Origin of the sequence: Paenibacillus sp. FSL H8-0282, from assembly GCF_037963825.1 — a bacterium.
Taxonomy (GTDB): domain Bacteria; phylum Bacillota; class Bacilli; order Paenibacillales; family Paenibacillaceae; genus Paenibacillus_AQ; species Paenibacillus_AQ odorifer.
On record NZ_CP150146.1, the window covers coordinates 2,771,825 to 2,789,102 of the forward strand.

At 43.7% G+C, this 17,278-nt stretch carries 14 protein-coding genes; 12 read left to right on the plus strand and 2 right to left on the minus strand.

Translation table 11 applies throughout. The features are described 5' to 3' along the window. Positions 1 to 46 precede the first annotated feature (46 nt). Positions 47 to 982, minus strand: a complete 936-nt coding sequence (locus tag NST94_RS12000) for an NlpC/P60 family protein (RefSeq protein ID WP_076301815.1) — start codon at positions 980 to 982, stop codon at positions 47 to 49. 324 nt (positions 983 to 1,306) lie between these two features. Between NST94_RS12000 and NST94_RS12005 the strand changes: the two genes are divergently transcribed. The 12 genes from NST94_RS12005 (at position 1,307) to NST94_RS12060 (ending at position 15,109) form a co-directional block, all read left to right on the plus strand. Continuing rightward, on the plus strand, positions 1,307 to 2,377 hold the full coding sequence (locus tag NST94_RS12005) for an ABC transporter substrate-binding protein (protein WP_076125887.1): 1,071 nt from the start codon (positions 1,307 to 1,309) through the stop codon (positions 2,375 to 2,377). A gap of 61 nt (positions 2,378 to 2,438) precedes the next feature. Further along, positions 2,439 to 3,362: an ABC transporter permease gene (locus NST94_RS12010; RefSeq protein WP_036686219.1), complete on the plus strand. Its 924-nt coding sequence runs from the start codon at positions 2,439 to 2,441 to the stop codon at positions 3,360 to 3,362. After that, complete coding sequence (locus NST94_RS12015) at positions 3,355 to 4,149, plus strand: ABC transporter ATP-binding protein (RefSeq protein WP_339282006.1); 795 nt, start codon at positions 3,355 to 3,357, stop codon at positions 4,147 to 4,149. The genes NST94_RS12010 and NST94_RS12015 overlap by 8 nt, the downstream gene beginning before the upstream one ends. Positions 4,150 to 4,372: 223 nt before the next feature. Then, entirely contained in the window at positions 4,373 to 6,139 is a 1,767-nt protein-coding gene (locus NST94_RS12020) for a sensor histidine kinase (RefSeq protein ID WP_248548091.1), read from the plus strand. Then, a complete protein-coding gene (locus NST94_RS12025) occupies positions 6,132 to 7,700 on the plus strand; it encodes a response regulator (RefSeq protein ID WP_339282007.1) in 1,569 nt (522 codons plus the stop codon). The genes NST94_RS12020 and NST94_RS12025 overlap by 8 nt, the downstream gene beginning before the upstream one ends. A gap of 127 nt (positions 7,701 to 7,827) precedes the next feature. Further along, positions 7,828 to 9,156, plus strand: a complete 1,329-nt coding sequence (locus NST94_RS12030; RefSeq protein ID WP_248548093.1) for an extracellular solute-binding protein — start codon at positions 7,828 to 7,830, stop codon at positions 9,154 to 9,156. A 143-nt stretch (positions 9,157 to 9,299) separates the two neighbouring features. Continuing rightward, a complete protein-coding gene (locus tag NST94_RS12035) occupies positions 9,300 to 10,220 on the plus strand; it encodes a sugar ABC transporter permease (protein WP_076105030.1) in 921 nt (306 codons plus the stop codon). 3 nt (positions 10,221 to 10,223) lie between these two features. Continuing rightward, positions 10,224 to 11,063: a carbohydrate ABC transporter permease gene (locus NST94_RS12040; protein ID WP_038570347.1), complete on the plus strand. Its 840-nt coding sequence runs from the start codon at positions 10,224 to 10,226 to the stop codon at positions 11,061 to 11,063. A gap of 57 nt (positions 11,064 to 11,120) precedes the next feature. Further along, positions 11,121 to 12,233: a rhamnogalacturonan acetylesterase gene (locus NST94_RS12045; RefSeq protein WP_339282008.1), complete on the plus strand. Its 1,113-nt coding sequence runs from the start codon at positions 11,121 to 11,123 to the stop codon at positions 12,231 to 12,233. Positions 12,234 to 12,345: 112 nt separating this feature from the next. Next, positions 12,346 to 13,137: an SDR family NAD(P)-dependent oxidoreductase gene (locus NST94_RS12050; RefSeq protein WP_076105002.1), complete on the plus strand. Its 792-nt coding sequence runs from the start codon at positions 12,346 to 12,348 to the stop codon at positions 13,135 to 13,137. 181 nt (positions 13,138 to 13,318) lie between these two features. Further along, positions 13,319 to 14,035 (plus strand): MgtC/SapB family protein, encoded by a 717-nt coding sequence (locus NST94_RS12055; RefSeq protein ID WP_036686231.1) that lies wholly within the window; start codon positions 13,319 to 13,321, stop codon positions 14,033 to 14,035. An 84-nt stretch (positions 14,036 to 14,119) separates the two neighbouring features. Then, positions 14,120 to 15,109: an aldose 1-epimerase gene (locus NST94_RS12060; protein ID WP_076183424.1), complete on the plus strand. Its 990-nt coding sequence runs from the start codon at positions 14,120 to 14,122 to the stop codon at positions 15,107 to 15,109. Positions 15,110 to 15,189: 80 nt separating this feature from the next. On the opposite strand, the gene thrS is transcribed toward NST94_RS12060, so the two are convergent. Further along, positions 15,190 to 17,103 (minus strand): threonine--tRNA ligase, encoded by a 1,914-nt coding sequence (thrS, locus tag NST94_RS12065; RefSeq protein ID WP_339248367.1) that lies wholly within the window; start codon positions 17,101 to 17,103, stop codon positions 15,190 to 15,192. Positions 17,104 to 17,278 lie beyond the last annotated feature (175 nt).

The following is a 17,278-nucleotide window of genomic DNA, read 5'->3' on the forward strand; positions in this document are numbered from 1 at the left end:
TAGGGATTCAGGCTTTTTGAATGATTTCTTTTAAAGTATGGGAAGCTTATAAAACACGTTGCATGTGGAGGATTACATTACTCCAATAACCTGAGTCGAGGTCACTGATCTGAACTCCGGGTTCGCCCCAAGTGTGGATAAACTTTCCGTCTCCAATGTAAATACCGACATGACCAGGTATAGCATCACTTTCAAATCGGCCGGGAACGGTAAAAAAGATAAGATCTCCTACATCCAGTTCGCTTCGACTTACACGAGTACCTAAATTATCTTGATCTTTAGCTAAACGAGGTAAGCTGACACCGAATTTTTTGAAAACATGCCTTGTAAAAGAAGAGCAATCAAATTTTTTGGTTTCTTCATAAGATCCAGCGCCAAAGTCGTAGGGTACACCTAAGAAATTTTTGGCAAAAGCGACTAACTCCTTTTTATCCGCTTCAGAAATACTTTGAATGCGTAAAGATTTAGATTCACTCGTGGATTCGACCGTCGATAATTTTTCGATAGTCTTACGTTCGGACGGTGTAGCAATGTTTATCTCACCCGACTGGGGATTCCAGCCTACTTCTGTTTGCAGAAATTTGGACAAGGCTAAAGGGGTGATATAGATTTGCCCTTCTTGTCGTCTAGGGGCCTGTGGCAGTGTGATTTTTTCCCCAAGTGAGAATACCTGTGGTGAGCCAGGGCGCAGCATATACATAACATCGCTATAACCGATTTTAGTGTATCCATCACTTGAACCATCATCTTTCATCCGATATCCGAGCGAAGTAACCGCAGGCTTAAGTGGAATCCAGTACTTTCCCTGAGCGTCAGTAATTGCAGATTGTTCATAATAACTGGAGGCATTTGTTCCATCAGGAGTTAGCGCGTTAACCTTAGGTTTTTGCGATTGAGATGAATAACCGCAGGATGAACTCGTTAAAGCGACAGCAAGCAATACAGCAGCGGTGGTTAGTAGTCTTTTGTGATTATTAGCCATTTAACACGCTCCATCTTCAAACTGTAAATTAAGTTTGTGCAGGGCGATTTTTTTTATGTAAAAGAAACGAAGGCAATCGTTGTAAGAGACAACCAAGCATTACCTGTTTTGATGTCATATATTCTTCAGAATTTGAAATCTATGGAAATATGATAAGTGATTGACGGATAAACAACCTCCATATAATATAGGTTTAATAGATTTCTATCATTAATGTGAGGTACGTGTAAGCTTATGCTTTAATGCTTTTATCGATAAAAGTGATAATGCTGAGTCGCTCACCTTGATGTATGCGTTAATAAACTAATGAAATGGGGTACTTTGATGAAAAAGAGAAACATTTTGGCGGGATTAAGCTTATGCTTCATGCTCGTAGCAGCTGGTTGTGGTAACAATAACACTGCGGGAAACGCAGGAAATGCAGCGAATTCCGGTAATTCCCCTACGAATGCAGGAGCAGCAGATTCAAAAACGTACAAAATTGCGATCTCGCAATATGTGGAGCACCCCTCACTTGATGCTACACGTGAAGGAATTCTCGCTGCTTTGAAGGATGCAGGAATCGTTGAAGGTGAGAACCTGAAGGTTGACCTTGAGAATGCTCAGGCTGATCAAGCGAATAACTTGTCCATTGCTCAAAAGATTGCCGCTGACTCTAATGATTTGGTATTGGCAATTGCAACGCCTTCCGCTCAATCAATTGTTCAAGCACTCAGCAAAGCAAGTAAGGATACACCGATTTTATTCGCAGCCGTAACTGACCCACTCGACGCGAAGATTGTCACGGATCTGGAGCATCCAGGTGGCAATGTATCAGGGGTATCGGACACCAATCCCGAAGCGATTAACAGATTAATGCAATTTATAGCTACCCAATTTCCTAACGTGAAAAAGCTGGGCATCGTTATTAATGAAGGTGAACCAAATGCAGTAATTATGGCTGAGATTGCTAAAAAAGAGTTGGATAAACATGGAATCGAGCTAGTGAAGGCTGCCATCACGAATACCTCTGAAGTCAAACAAGCTGCAGAATCACTTGTGGGTCGTGTAGATGCATTCTACATTACTTTGGATAACACAGTCGTAAGTGCAGTGGATACCATTATTCAAACAGCTAATGACAAGAAAATTCCCTTCTTCTCCAGTGACCGTGATACGGTTGAAAAGGGAGCTTTCGCCACCGTTGGTTTTAAATATTTCGATCATGGCTATCAAGTGGGTCAAATGGCCGTGGATATTTTGAAAAATGGTAAAAAGCCAGCTGATATGAAAGTAACCATGCAAGAAAAACTCGATCTCATTCTTAACCTGAAATCTGCAGCAGCGCAAGGCATAGAAGTGACTGATGCAATGAAGGCAGAAGTTGCCGATCAAGCTAACAATATTATTCAATAAGCCATTATATAGGGGCGATTTCGTGAGAACGCCCCTTTCCGCTCGAAGGAGGAAGTCATCTATGTTAAATTCGATGCTCGGGGCCGTTGAAATGGGACTGCTTTACGCATTTATGGCTTTAGGTGTATACATTACCTTTCGTATTCTTGATTTCCCTGATTTGACTGTAGATGGGAGCTTTACCACTGGTGGTGCCATTGCCGCTGTTATGATTACTAACGGTTATGCACCATGGCTTGCTACCCTGGCCGCTATTGCTGGTGGAATGCTGGCAGGAATGTGTACGGGCCTATTACATACGAAAGGCAAGATTAATGGACTGTTATCCGGGATTTTGATGATGATTGCACTCTATTCCATTAATCTGCGGATATTTGGTGGCAAACCGAACTGGTCTTTAATGGGCGACACTACCTTGTTCACTTCCATTGATCCTCTGCTCGTTCTGCCGTTTGTAGTTATTTTTGTGAAAATAGTAATGGATTTATTCCTGCGTACAGATCTTGGACTTGCGCTGCGGGCTACCGGAGATAATGCAAGAATGATCCGTAGTCTGGGTGTGAACACGGATAATACCACTATTCTTGGTGTCAGTTTATCCAATGGAATGGTGGCGCTCTCGGGGGCGTTAATCACTCAGTATTCTACTTTTGCGGATTCCTCTATGGGTATTGGGATGATTGTAATCGGGTTAGCTTCGGTGATCATCGGTGAAGCCATATTCGGTGCTAAAAATGTATTTCGGGCCACATTGGCTGTTGTGCTCGGATCCATAGTTTACCGGATCGTAGTTGCACTTGCCTTGCGGGTACCGTGGCTGAAAGCTTCGGATCTTAAGCTGATCACAGCAATTATCGTTATTTTCGCTCTTGTATTCCCGTCGATTCAGCGTTTCCTGAAGCAGAAGAATATGGCGCGGAGGCGTTCCGTTGAATTAGCTGAGCAGGCGCTAAGCAGCAAGAGAGGAGGCACCATCGATGCTTAAACTGGAGAACGTATCTAAGCTGTTCAATCCCGGAACACCCGATGAGAAAATAGCGCTGCTCGGCATTGACTTGGAGCTTCTTCCCGGTGATTTTGTCACCATCATTGGAAGTAATGGAGCTGGTAAATCTACGTTGATGAACATTATTTCCGGTGTCATGAAGCCGGATCTGGGTACAGTCAGCATTGAGGGAAATTCAATCAGCCATTTGGCGGAATTTCAACGGAGTCGTTGGATCGGCCGTGTCTTTCAGGACCCAATGGCGGGTACGGCTCCACATATGACGATTGAAGAAAATTTAGCTATGGCTTATAAAAGAGGCAAAAGCAGAGGGTTAACCTTTGGCGTAAATAAAGCTAAAAGAGCTTTGTTTCGCGATGAGCTAAGCCGTCTGGGGATTGGGCTGGAAGATCGCCTGCGGGCAAAAGTAGGGTTGTTGTCAGGGGGAGAGAGACAAGCGCTAAGTCTGCTAATGGCGACCTTTACTCAACCGCAAATTTTACTTTTAGATGAACATACAGCAGCCCTTGACCCTTCTCGTGCGGAGCTGATTACTAAACTGACAGAGTCCATTGTCCGAGAGATGAAGTTAACCACCCTAATGGTTACTCATAACATGGAACAGGCCATTCGTCTTGGCAATCGTCTGATCATGATGGATAAGGGCCGTATTATTTTGGATATCGATGAGGAACGTAAAAAAGATCTTACTGTAGAACGGCTGCTCGGAGAATTCGAGACAATCAGCGGACATAAATTGGCAGATGACCGAATGATGCTGGGCTAGTCAGTTGTAGCTGTGAAGGTAGCTCAATATAAGGGCTTGAAGTGAAGTCTGATTCTGGATTTCATTTCGAGCCCTTTTTTACATAGGAATTTTTTCGCCGAGCCATTATACTATCCTTATCTTTCAGTTCACGTAAATTTACCCAAATGGAACATTATGGTTTATAATGGAATTATAGTGATAATAAATGAAAATTATCATATTTAGGGAGCGGAGAATGCAGATGATTTGGAAAAATGTTAGCGCTTACAGAAGTTCGGGCATTTTCAACAAAATGATACTGATTATTTCCTTTTTGCTTCTACTTTCCTTTTTATTCTCTTTGACCGTTTTACAATATGTGTATCGTATCTATGACAAGCAAATTTATGAAAAGGCCTCTGAGGTACTGGGGATGTCCTCCATTAGCATCGAAAATGCCCTAAGAGAATTGGATCAGCTTTCTTTTACAGTGGTGTCTGATGAGCAAATTCAGGAATGCCTGCGCCAATTGCAGAATGATCCACAGCCTTATGAAAGACAAGTTCTACATAACAAGATCATAAACAGGCTGGTTGCTTTTGCAGGGGCAGAGAAATACGTTTATTCCATGATGCTGATGGATACGAGTGGCGGAGTAATGACTGCGGGCAATCGTGAAGGAGTATCACAGGATCTGCAGGATCAGTTAAAGCCGTTAGCTGCGGAAGCTAGCGGGAGTATAGTGTGGTATCCGCAAGGAAACAGAAATTCACTTTTGGCGGTTCGGCAGATTAAATCTTATACAGGGTCAACGTTTACGCTGGATGATCTGGGTACACTCGTGATCCGTATTCGGATCGATCTAATCATTGCGGATAGTACGAGCGAAACTGACCAATTAATCGCAGTTGATGCCACGACGGGACAGGCAATCTATCCTGAAGCGCCGATTCTTTTGCCAGAAGAGCTTAAAGAAGAGACAGAACGTCCGGAGCTATATCGCACGGCCAAATATCAAGAAGGTACTTATTTTATAACCAAGACGAAATCATCTTATATAGATTGGATCTACATCAATGCCACTCCATTTAATGAGATGTTCAAACATATTACTTTTGTCAAAAAGCTGGTCGTCATCATATTCGCACTAATCTTATTAATTGGTCTCCTTTTAGGCTACAGGCTTGCTCGCAGTATTGTACGTCCGATCTCTAAGCTGACCAAAAAAATGAAGCAAATCGAGAAGGGCGATCTGGACAATCTGGAGGAACAGTCATTAGGTGTGGTTTCACAGACTGCGCAGGACGAGGTTAGTCAGCTAAACCGGACTTTTAAAATGATGATCCGCAGGATCAGAGAGCTTATTGATGAGAACTATGCGAAGCAGCTGATTATTAGAGAGACAGAGCTAAAAGCTTTGCAGGCCCAGATTAATCCGCATTTTTTGTACAATACACTGGAATCAATCAACTGGTTAGCCAAAATGAACAAACAAGCCAAAATCTCAGAAATGGTAGAAGCGCTCGGTTACTTGTTCCGCAGCTCTATTGGTCTAAAGGATCCGCTGATTACACTTGAAAAAGAGATCACTATCGTGCGCAATTATGTCATTATCCAGAAAACACGGTTTGATGAGAGGCTTGATTTCCGGATGGATGTACCTGAACATCTGCATGACGCTTTGATTCCGAAGCTGACCTTGCAGCCTTTAATCGAAAATGCTATCCGCTATGCACTAGAGCCTAATATTGAACCGTGTACCATTTCTATAACAGTTAGTGAAGATGAGCAGGGGCTCGATATCAGAGTCAGTGATAATGGACCGGGAATGAGCGCTGAATTTATCAAAGATTTGCAGATGGGAAGAGTTAAGACCCGTGGAGAAGGCATCGGCTTAGCTAACATCGCGGAACGGATTCAAATCGTCTTTGGCCCTGAATGGGGCACTTCCATAGAAAGTGAACCGGGTCAAGGAACAACTATACATGTGCGTATACCTTACTTAAAAGGAGTGCTAGAGAATGTATAAACTGCTGTTGGTGGATGATGAACGCTTGATTCTGGAAGGGATATCGCAGGTTGTGGACTGGGGACGAGCGGGAACAGAGCTTGTAGGCACGGCGTGGAACGGGATTGAGGCTTTGGTGAAAATAGAGGAGCTTAGCCCTGAAATAGTGATTACGGATATTTCTATGCCTGGTTTAGATGGTTTGGGACTGGTGCAAAAATGCAGTGAACGATTTCCAGACGTGAAATTCGTTATGCTGACTGGTTATAAGGATTTTGATTATGCTTGTATTGCTATGCAGAACGGGGTTAAACATTATCTTTTAAAGCCGTGCAATGAGAATCAGATCCATGATGCATTGGTTGAGCTGGTAGCGGAGCTCGATGAACAGAAGAGCCGGGGCGAATTCGTAAATAGCATGAAACAACGTCTTCAGAAGGTATTGCCCCATGTGAAAGAACAATTTTTGAAGGAATGGATCTCTAACAAAACTTATGGAAGTCAGGATCTAGAGTACTATCAGGAATTATTCGGCATTGAACTCAATGACAAAACGGTACGCTTGCTCCTGTTCCGACTAGAAGGTTCTTACGAATATGAGCAATTGTTCGCTCTGCAAAATATTGCCCAGGACGTACTTCAGGAAACACTCCTGAGTGCGACGATAGGCGGTCATTTATTAATATTACTGGAAGACGAAGGAAATACGGTGCAGAATAGCCCCTTGCTTAAACGTATCGCTGAAGTAAGAGAGGTATTCTGCAAGTTTTATAAAATGGATGTGACAATCGCGATTAGTGATGCTGACCTTATGATTCATTCCCGGAGATTGTATCGTCAGACCTTGCAGTGCCTAAACCATCGTTTTTATTTGGAGGCGGGCGGTTTGATTACCGGGAGTGATATCCCAAGTGATGAGCTAAGTGGAAGAAATGATATCGAGCTAGATGAAGAGCATATTTGTCTACTTATAAAAGCAGGCGATCAAAATACGGTGGAGCTGGAATTGGAACGATTATTCAACTTGCTCGCTGATGAACGGTTAGATATTAACGTGACGCGTTCTTATGTTTTACAGTTATATTCCGCTATGATTCGTTTAGCAGTCCCTGATGAAAGAAATAGCTTCACATCGGGCTTGGCGGAGCTTGCCGAAATTAGAACCTTGGGAGGTTTAAAAGCATACGTCAAAGAGGCAGCGGTTCGCTTAACAGCGATGTATGACCGACATTTTAGTTCCCGGCAATCGCTTATTGTAGACAAAATGTTCAAAATTATCGCAGAGGATTACAAGAATGCAGAGCTGTCGCTTAGCTCGGTCGCTGCTGAAATGTTATATATGAATCCCGACTATCTAGGCAAAATATTCAAGAAAATTACCGGAGAGAAATTCTCGAATTATGTAACCAATTACCGGATTGCTAAAGCATCGGAGCATATTTTGAGAAGTGGGGATGTAAGAGTATTTGAGCTGGCTGAAATGTTCGGCTTCGGCGGAAATGCACAATATTTCAGCCAGGTATTTAAAAAAGTAACCGGCCAGACCCCTACAGATTTCATGAAACCCACTCAAGCGAACTGATTATTGAACAAACAAGACGGTTTTTTGTATTCAATAATCATGGAATATTTGAGAAAATTTAACCAATGAAAGCGCTACCTAAAGGGATCAGAGCCTTTACACTATCATAGGAAAAGGGGACATGAAATTGAAAAAGAGATTCGCTTTACTAGCCGTACCATTATTGCTGTCGTCGATGTTAGCTGGTTGTGGAGGTAACAACAATAACAATGCTGCTGCTACGGATTCCGCTACAAATACTCCTTCGGAGACGAAACCTGCGGCCACGACCTCAGCAGAACCAGTAACCCTGCGTATCGCATGGTGGGGTGGAGATACAAGACATTCTTATACACAACAAGTTATTGATATGTATGAAGCCAAATATCCGAATGTAACCATTGAGCCTGAATATGCATCCTTTGATGATTACTGGAAAAAGCTTGCTCCGCAAGCTGCTGCAAATAGACTTCCTGATATCGTTCAAATGGATATTTCCTATATTAATCAATATGGATCTAACGGACAGCTCGAAGATTTGAAACCTTATTTGAACTCTCAGATTCAAGTCGGCGATGTGAATGAGAACGTGCTGAGTACTGGAGTGATCGGTGAGAAGCAATACGGAATTCCGTTAGGGGTTAACGTACTTGGTTTTCAATATGATCCAGAATTGCTGAAAAAGGCAGGTGTTGATTCTATCCCAGAGAACTGGACTTGGGATCAATACAAGGAAATCGCCGCGAAAGCTAAGTCGGCTGGACTGTATATGGACGGTTCCATGGCAGCAGACGTGTTCTTCAACTATTATCTGCGTACAAAAGGGCTGGCACTCTATAACAATGATGGTTCCGCACTTGGTTATGAGGACGATGCGTTGTTCACTGACTTTTTCGGAATGTTGTCTGGTTTGATTAAAGATGGAGCGGTCCCATCACAAGACAAACTGAGCCAAAATAAAGGGGTTATTGAAGAGTCGGATATTGTTAAAGGGACAGGTATCGGTGTATGGCAATGGTCGAACCAATACGTTGCTTTGCAAATCGCTGTAAATCGTCCTATGGAGCTGGCACAAATGCCTGGTCCAGATATGGATAAAGGGCTTTACATGCAGCCAAGTATGTACTGGTCAATTACTTCTAACTCTAAAGTGAAGGAAGAAGCAGCGAAGTTCGTTGATTTCTGGATTAATGATGTGGAAGCTAACAACCTGATCAAAGGCGAACGCGGAGTACCGATTTCAAGCAAAATCAAAGAATCTGTAGCTACACAATTAACTGATTCCGGTAAGCAAGTATTTAAGTTTGTTGCTGACATGGAGCCTACTACTTCACCTATGAGTCCACCGGTAGGATCACCAGAGGTTGTAGCCCTGCTTACAGACCTTGCTGAACAAATGAACTTCGGAAAAATCGATCCAGCAGCAGCAGCAGCACAGTTCCGAAAAGAAGCGAACTCTATTCTCTCCAGCCGTTAATCGTAGGGTAACAGATAACTATACTGCGTCTCACATGGGAAACGGCGTGCCATTTCGCTAGGCGGCATCCCGTTTCCCATATTATTCACATAAAAAGGAGTTGGAGACCCTTGGCATTAACGAATCCCCTACCTTCGAATCCATTGGCTGTTAAGAAAAAGAACCTCACCGGCCGGCGGTTACGAAGCAACCTTACAGGATATGCCTTCATCAGTCCGTTCGTCATTGGCTTCCTTTGCTTCACACTGATCCCGATGATCATTTCGCTGTATCTTTCTTTTACCAAATACAATTTATTCGCTCCACCTAAGTGGATTGGATTTGATAATTACATCAAAATGTTCTCAAATGACCCGAAATATTTGCATTCACTAAAGGTTACGCTGCTTTACGTATTTATCGGTGTGCCTTTACGTCTAACCTTCGCATTATTTGTGGCCATGATTCTAAATACAAAATCACGTATGGTAGGAGCCTATCGGACAACTTATTATTTACCTTCTATTATAGGGGGTAGTGTCGCGGTTTCCATCATGTGGCGTAATATTTTTAGTGATACTGGAATTATTAACGGCATGCTTGGCTTTTTCGGAATTGGACCGGTAAGTTGGTTTGGCAATCCGAACGCTGCGCTTATCATGTTGATAACTCTATCTGTGTGGCAGTTTGGCTCATCCATGTTGATCTTTCTGGCAGGTCTCAAAAATATTCCTGGTGAAATGTATGAGGCAGCTAGTGTGGATGGAGCCGGATTCTTCAGAAAGTTCTTCAAGATTACTATGCCACTCTTAAGTTCAGTGATTCTGTTTAATCTAGTTATGCAGACGATCAGCGCATTCATGACCTTTGTTCCAGCTTATATTATCTCTAAAGGTGAAGGCGGACCTATGGACGGCACTATGTTGTATTCTCTCTATTTATTCCGTCAGGCCTTTATGTTTAATAATATGGGTTATGCTTCGGCTATGGCTTGGGTAATGTTGTTGCTTGTCGGCATCATGACCGGAATCTTGTTCAAGACATCCAAATCGTGGGTCTTCTACGAGTCGGAAGGAGGAAAATAATCCATGGCGAAAATTAAACTGAAATGGCCGCTTTATCACATCCTTATAGGTGGCCTCGCTATCGTTATGCTGTATCCGATTCTGTGGATGATCATGAGTTCTTTTAAAGAGAGCCGGCTTGTGTTTGTTACAGCGCAGCACCTTATACCTGATCCATGGGAATGGGGGAACTATGCTAAAGGCTGGGAAGGTATTGCAGGTTACTCCTTTGGTGTCTTCATCAAGAACTCTTTTGTAATTGTTATTGTCGCAACACTGGGCGCAGTCATTTCATCTTCACTGGTTGCCTTCGGTTTTGCCCGCAATAAATTTGTAGGCCATGGCTTATGGTTCGGAATCATGATGATGACCCTGATGCTTCCTTCCGATGTGGTGCTCGTCCCTCAATACATTATCTATGCCAAATTGGAATGGCTCGACAGTATCAAACCGATCGTTGTTCCACAGTTCTTCGGTGTCCCGTTTTTCATTTTCCTAATGCTGCAGTTTATTCGGACCATTCCTGTTGAACTTGATGAAGCGGCTACCATCGATGGTTGTGGGAAATTTGGACTTTATTTCAGAATTATACTTCCACTCATTCGTCCTTCTATGGCTACTGCGGCGATCTTCTCCTTCTATTGGCGCTGGGAAGACCTGCTTGGACCGGTATTGTACTTGAACTCACCTTCTAAATATACAGTTTCGATGGGGCTTAAAATGTTCCTGGACAGTGAGTCCGTATCCAACTGGGGTCCAATGTTCGCCATGTCTGTTCTAAGTTTGGCACCAGTCATGATTATCTTCTTTATCTTCCAAAAGCAGATTGTAGAAGGAATCAGCACCAGTGGTTTGAAAGGTTGATTTCAGCAAACGAATATAAATGTTTTAAATCTCTAATTAAGAAAGGTGCGGCTGAATTTGGATAGCTATCGTTTTGATTTTGGGATTAAGGAAGCTGAGCCTGGCTACACCAAAATTCGGCCGGACACATCTTATTCTAAGGAAATAGGGTATGGTTTCACTTCTGATTCCTCCGTCTTTGGTCGTTTCAGAGGGGGAACAGATATACTGCGAAGCGATTGCTGCATCCCACAGAAAGCAGTTTTTCTTCTGGATCTCCCGAATGGGATCTACCGTGTTACGCTGCTGTTGGGTGATGCTTTGGCAGATACCAGCACATTTATCAAAGCTGGAGAAGGCAAGTTCGTATTGGACACGCTAAATGTGCCTGCGGGCCAATATTTGCGCGAATCCTTTGCAATTAGGGTTAAGGATGGGCAGCTAAAGCTATCGTTCTCGGGTGCGGCACCGCGTATTAACGCCTTGGACATTCAGATGGACAATGAAGCGCTAGTCTTATTTCTGGCGGGAGATTCCACGGTGACCGATCAAGGGGAAGAAGGTTACCCCTATGCGGGGTGGGGCCAACTGCTGCCACGCTGCTTCAAAGCCGGAATAGCTGTAGATAACCGGGCACTTTCTGGACGCAGTTCCAAGAGTTTTATTGAGGAAGGGTATTTGGAGGGCATTGCCGCAGATATCAGACCCAGAGATTATCTGTTCATCCAGTTTGGACATAATGATTCCAAAACTGATGATTTAAGACATACCGAGCCCTTTACTACATATAAAGAACATTTGCTCCGGTTGATTACAGTCGCCCGAGAAGCGGGGGCCTATCCGGTTCTTGTGAGCTCTGTACATCGGCGAAGATTTGATAGTGAAGAAGCAATTGTAGACACGCATGGAGATTATTTAATCGCCATGCGGGAACTCGCAGATACCGAGCAGGTTCCACTGATTGATTTAGCCGAGAAGAGCCGCAAGCTCTTTGAAGCTTATGGCTCAGAGGGCTCAAAAGATTTATTCATGTGGAGCTATCCAGGAGAATTTATTGCGCATCCAGGTGGGGTGCAGGATAATACCCATTTTCAGATTTTAGGGGCTCGTCTTCTAGCTGAGCTTATAGTGGAAGGGATCCGGGAAGTTGGATTAACCGATCTCATCATTCATTTTCGTCAGGGAGAATAATAATCCTAAAGGAAAAGTAAATATCTGTCGGTTCAACTTCTGTATGCAAGGTTAAGGTTAAGGAAAGAACTTAACTGGAAGACTTGCATGATTAGAAGGAGGATATCACGATATGGCAGATAAAAAGCTTGTAGGTAAGGTTGCAGTTGTAACCGGAGGCGGCTCAGGAATTGGCCGGGCAACCGTGCTTGAGTTCGCACGTAACGGAGCCAAAGTTGTATTATTGGACAGAACTGTGGAGAACGCTGAAAAGGTTAGACAGCAAGTGGAGAAAGAGGGCGGAGAAGCCCTAGTTATCGAATGTGATGTTGCTGAACCACCACAAGTGGAAGCGGCGATAAATAAGGCGGCCGCGAAATGGGGTCGTCTTGATGTTGTTTTTGCCAACGCAGGGATTAATGGGGCGATGACGCCTATTGAAACGATGGATATTGAAGCTTGGGATCAGACCATTCATATTAACCTGCGTGGAACCTTCGCGACTGTTAAATATGCGATACCGCATCTAAAAGAAAGCGGAGGCAGCATCCTGATCAACAGCTCCATTAACGGAAATCGTGTATTTTCTAATGTTGGTTTTTCTGCTTACAGTACGACAAAGGCAGGACAGGTTGCTTTTATGAAAATGGCGGCACTGGAACTGGCTCAATTTCAAATCCGCGTAAATGCGATCTGTCCTGGGGCTATAAAGACCAATATAGATGACAACACTTTTCCATCAGAGGATCTGAAAGAAGTGAAAATCCCAGTAGAATTTCCTGAGGGAGATCAACCGTTGGAAGAAGGTCCGGGGCGACCTGATCAAGTAGCGAAGCTGGCGCTGTTTCTGGCGTCTGAAGATTCAGATCATATTACGGGGACGGAAATTTATTGTGACGGTGCAGAGTCGCTTCTGCATGGTTAATTTTTCAACATAATCTTGGCCTCTCATAACGGATTCCATCCTCGTCGCTATGCCGGACCACACGGGTCGAAAGAGCATCTGCGCTGAGGATGGCTATGCCGTTTTTTGTTGTAAAATAAAGCTAATCATTATCTCCAATTTCCGTTATAATGGAGTATCTCTGGAGAAAGGAGATTGCGATATGGATTTTCAATTGGAATCATTAATGAAGTTACTAGTGGCCATGCTGTTCGGGCTGTTCATCGGGATTGACCGACAGATCAAGCAGAAACCGCTGGGGATACGGACCAGTATGGTCATAAGCATTGCGAGCTGTCTTGTCACAGTGGTGTCTATCCATGCCTTTGATAAGTTCGCAGGACCAGAGCATCCCAACATGGACCCAATGCGGCTTGCGGCTCAGATTGTCAGCGGGATTGGTTTTTTGGGTGCGGGTGTTATTCTGCGTAGAGGCGGAGATGCCATTTCGGGCCTTACTTCGGCAGCACTCATCTGGACAGCTTCTGGAATTGGTATAGCTGTGGGTGCGGGATTCTATATTGAGGCAGCATATGCGGTTATTCTGCTGATGTTTGCTGTGAATTTAGTTCCTCATTTAATCCGTTCGCTAGGACCAGAAGTACTGAATAAACATGAAGTTTCAGTGAGGATCATTATGGAAGCTAATTTTGTGCTTACAGAAGTGATCCAAAAAATCGAGCGGCCTCAGGTCAGCTCGCAGCGTAGTACTAGAGGTCCATCCCGAGCGATTCGAAGAATGAAAATTAAAGATTTGGAAGATGGCAGACAAATGATCGATATGGTGATCTCAGCACCGGATCGGGATTACGCAACAGAAATCTATTACGATGTGAAGAAAATTGAACATGTAATGAGCGTAGAAGTGGAGCAATTGTAAAAAGAGCATGTCACCTCATGACTAGATGTGGTAATCTATCAAGTGGAGACAATTATCAGACACTGGAAGGGAGAACAATATATTATGTCAATCACAGCGTATGAAGGACAATATGAAGGAGAAGCAGCTATCTGGTTGAAAGCCGGTCGTTATGAGGCAGCTATTCTGCCAGGCATTGGCGGCAACCTGATCTGTTTCCGTGATACCGAAAACGGATATCGCTTCCTGCATGAGCCTGGAGCTGAAGAGATGGAAGCCTTTAAGGCAAGTCCGGGGATTCACGGAATTCCTGTATTATTTCCTCCAAATCGTTATGAGGATGGTAAATTTCCATGGAATGGTCAAACTTATCAATTCCCAGTAAATGAAGTTGCAACGGGCAACCATTTACACGGATTTTTACATACTGCAGCTTGGGAAGTCGAAGAATTTGGCAGCGGTAAGACTGAAAGCTTCGTAACCGTATTCATCAAGGTGGATGAGAATCATCCTTCTTATCAGTATTTGCCACATAAGTATACGATCAAATTGCGTTATACCCTCGGCGAAGGAGGATTATCTCAACAGGTGCTGGTGCACAATGATGGAGAAGATGTGATGCCTTGCTTGCTGGCATTCCACACTGCCATTAACGCACCTTTCGCACCAGGAAGCAGTGCACAAGATTACCGCGTAAAAGCTACTATTGGCGAGCGCTGGGAGCTCAACGACCGCATGCTGCCAACAGGCAAATTCCAGGCGTTGGAGCCAGGAGAAGTTCAGCTTCGTGAAGAAGGTGTGAATCCATATTTTGCATCGATGGACAATCACTACACGGCTGTACCTCAGAACGGACGCAACCGGATGGAGCTTACCGATAGCAAAGCTGGAGTAACCTTGGTGTACGATGTAGGGACTTCGTACAAACAATGGATGATCTGGAATAATGGTGCTACAGAACAGTTCTTCTGCCCTGAGCCACAAATTAACTTGGTGAATGCGCCAATGGTAGATCTTCCTGCTGATGAAATCGGCTTGTTCAGCCTGAAACCAGGCGAATATTGGGAAGAGAGCAGCCGCCTGTACGTAAAATAGAGTTCATGTGAATATGAATAGGTTATAAAGAAGGGGCTGTCTCAAACGTAGTTTTTCTACGATTAGACAGCCCCTTAAATTTATCTCTTACTAATAATCTCTTCATTAATCTGTTCAATGATGTCTTGGATACTCTTCGAACCAAGATCACCTTCACCACGTTTTCTTACAGAGACAGTATCGGAATTTTTTTCGTTCTCTCCAAGTACAAGCATGTAAGGTGCTTTTTCAAGCTGAGCTTCACGAATTTTGTAGCCTAACTTCTCATTTCGGATATCTACTTCGACACGAATGCCAGCCTTCTCCATGTGATGCTTCACTTGCAGTGCATAGTCAACATAGTTCTCAGAGACTGGCAATAACTTCGCATGAACAGGTGCGAGCCACAGTGGGAAAGCCCCAGCGAAATGTTCAGTAATAATCCCCATAAAACGATCGATCGACCCATAAACAGCGCGATGGATTACGACCGGGCGATGTTTAAGATTATCTTCCCCGATGTAAGTAAGATCGAATTTCTCTGGCATTTGCCAATCTAGTTGGATTGTTCCACATTGCCAGCTACGTTTTAACGCATCTAAGATATGGAAATCAATCTTAGGTCCATAGAACGCGCCATCCCCTTCATTCACACGATATTCGATCCCGAGATTGTCTAATACATTTTGTAAAGATTGTTCAGCCTGATCCCATAATTCTTCAGATCCCATATAATCTGCCGGCCGAGTAGATAATTCAATCTTATACTCAAAGCCGAACACTTGATAAATATGGTCAATCAGTGAGATTACCCGTCTTATTTCATCCTCAATTTGCTCTGGCAAAACGAAGAGGTGAGCATCATCCTGGCAGAAAGTGCGGACTCTCATCATCCCGTTCAGTGCTCCGGAATATTCATGGCGATGCACTTGACCGAATTCCGAGATACGGATAGGCAGTTCCCGGTAGGAATGCAGATTATTTTTGAAAATTAGCATATGCCCAGGGCAGTTCATCGGCTTAAGGGCAAATTTTGTTTCATCTACATCTGTGAAATACATATTGTCCTTGTAGTGATCCCAGTGTCCTGACTGCTCCCAAAGCCGATTGTTCATCATCAGCGGTGTACGAACTTCATCGTAATCTCTCTGTCTTTGTAATTCCCGGGCAAAGTTCTCAAGCTCTGTACGGATTGTCATTCCCTTGGGAAGATAGAAGGGCATGCCTGGCGCTTCTTCTGAGAACATGAACAACTCAAGTTCTTTGCCGAGCTTACGGTGGTCACGTTTTTTAGCTTCTTCAAGAAACAGTAAATGTTCCTCTAACTGCGCTTTTTTAGGAAAGGCAGTTCCATAAATACGTTGCAGCATTTTGTTATTGGAATCTCCACGCCAGTAGGCACCCGCTACATTCAACAGCTTAAAGGCTTTGACCAAGCCAGTAGAGGGAAGATGTGGCCCACGGCAAAGATCGGAGAATTCACCTTGATCATAAATAGTTAATACTGTGTCTTCCGGCAGATCATGAATAAGCTCCAGCTTTAAAGGCTCATTCAGCTCTTCAAAAAGTTTAATGGCCTCTGCGCGGCTCACCACACGGCGGACAATCTGGTGATTCTCTTGGATGATTTTCGCCATTTCTTGTTCGATTGCAGCAAGATCATCAGTGGATAGAGGTTTCTCAATATCAATGTCATAGTAGAAGCCGTCTTCGATAACAGGACCTATGCCTAGCTGGACAGCTTTATCTCCATATATACGTTTTATGGCCTGCGCCATGATATGTGCAGTACTGTGTCTATAAACCTCAAGACCGTCTTTGCTATCCAACGTAACAATATCGAGCCGGCAATCATATTCGATCGCTTGGTTTAGATCAACAGATTTTCCATCAATTTTTCCAGCTACAGCATTTTTTTTCAGACTGGTACTTATGGCACCTGCTGCTTCTTTAATCGTTGTTCCTTGCAGTACCTCTCTAATTGTTCCATCTTGCAGTGTTACCTTGATCTTCATGATTTTAGCCTCCGTTTCTCAAATATTGTTAGTTGTGAACGCAAAAAAACGCATCTCTCCCAGAAAGGGACGAGTGCGTTCAGCTCGTGGTTCCACCCTAATTCGACCTGTCATATAGACAGGACCTCATTGGTATCCGATATCGGGGATAAATCGGTGCCGCATACTACCGAAA

Bases quoted from the DNA above. Each gene is read 5' to 3' on its own strand.
- NST94_RS12000 (WP_076301815.1), bottom strand. From the start codon at position 982: ATGGCTAATAATCACAAAAGACTACTAACCACCGCTGCTGTATTGCTT.
- NST94_RS12005 (WP_076125887.1), top strand. From the start codon at position 1,307: ATGAAAAAGAGAAACATTTTGGCGGGATTAAGCTTATGCTTCATGCTC.
- NST94_RS12010 (WP_036686219.1), top strand. From the start codon at position 2,439: ATGTTAAATTCGATGCTCGGGGCCGTTGAAATGGGACTGCTTTACGCA.
- NST94_RS12015 (WP_339282006.1), top strand. From the start codon at position 3,355: ATGCTTAAACTGGAGAACGTATCTAAGCTGTTCAATCCCGGAACACCC.
- NST94_RS12020 (WP_248548091.1), top strand. From the start codon at position 4,373: ATGATTTGGAAAAATGTTAGCGCTTACAGAAGTTCGGGCATTTTCAAC.
- NST94_RS12025 (WP_339282007.1), top strand. From the start codon at position 6,132: ATGTATAAACTGCTGTTGGTGGATGATGAACGCTTGATTCTGGAAGGG.
- NST94_RS12040 (WP_038570347.1), top strand. From the start codon at position 10,224: ATGGCGAAAATTAAACTGAAATGGCCGCTTTATCACATCCTTATAGGT.
- NST94_RS12050 (WP_076105002.1), top strand. From the start codon at position 12,346: ATGGCAGATAAAAAGCTTGTAGGTAAGGTTGCAGTTGTAACCGGAGGC.
- NST94_RS12055 (WP_036686231.1), top strand. From the start codon at position 13,319: ATGGATTTTCAATTGGAATCATTAATGAAGTTACTAGTGGCCATGCTG.
- NST94_RS12060 (WP_076183424.1), top strand. From the start codon at position 14,120: ATGTCAATCACAGCGTATGAAGGACAATATGAAGGAGAAGCAGCTATC.
- thrS (WP_339248367.1), bottom strand. From the start codon at position 17,103: ATGAAGATCAAGGTAACACTGCAAGATGGAACAATTAGAGAGGTACTG.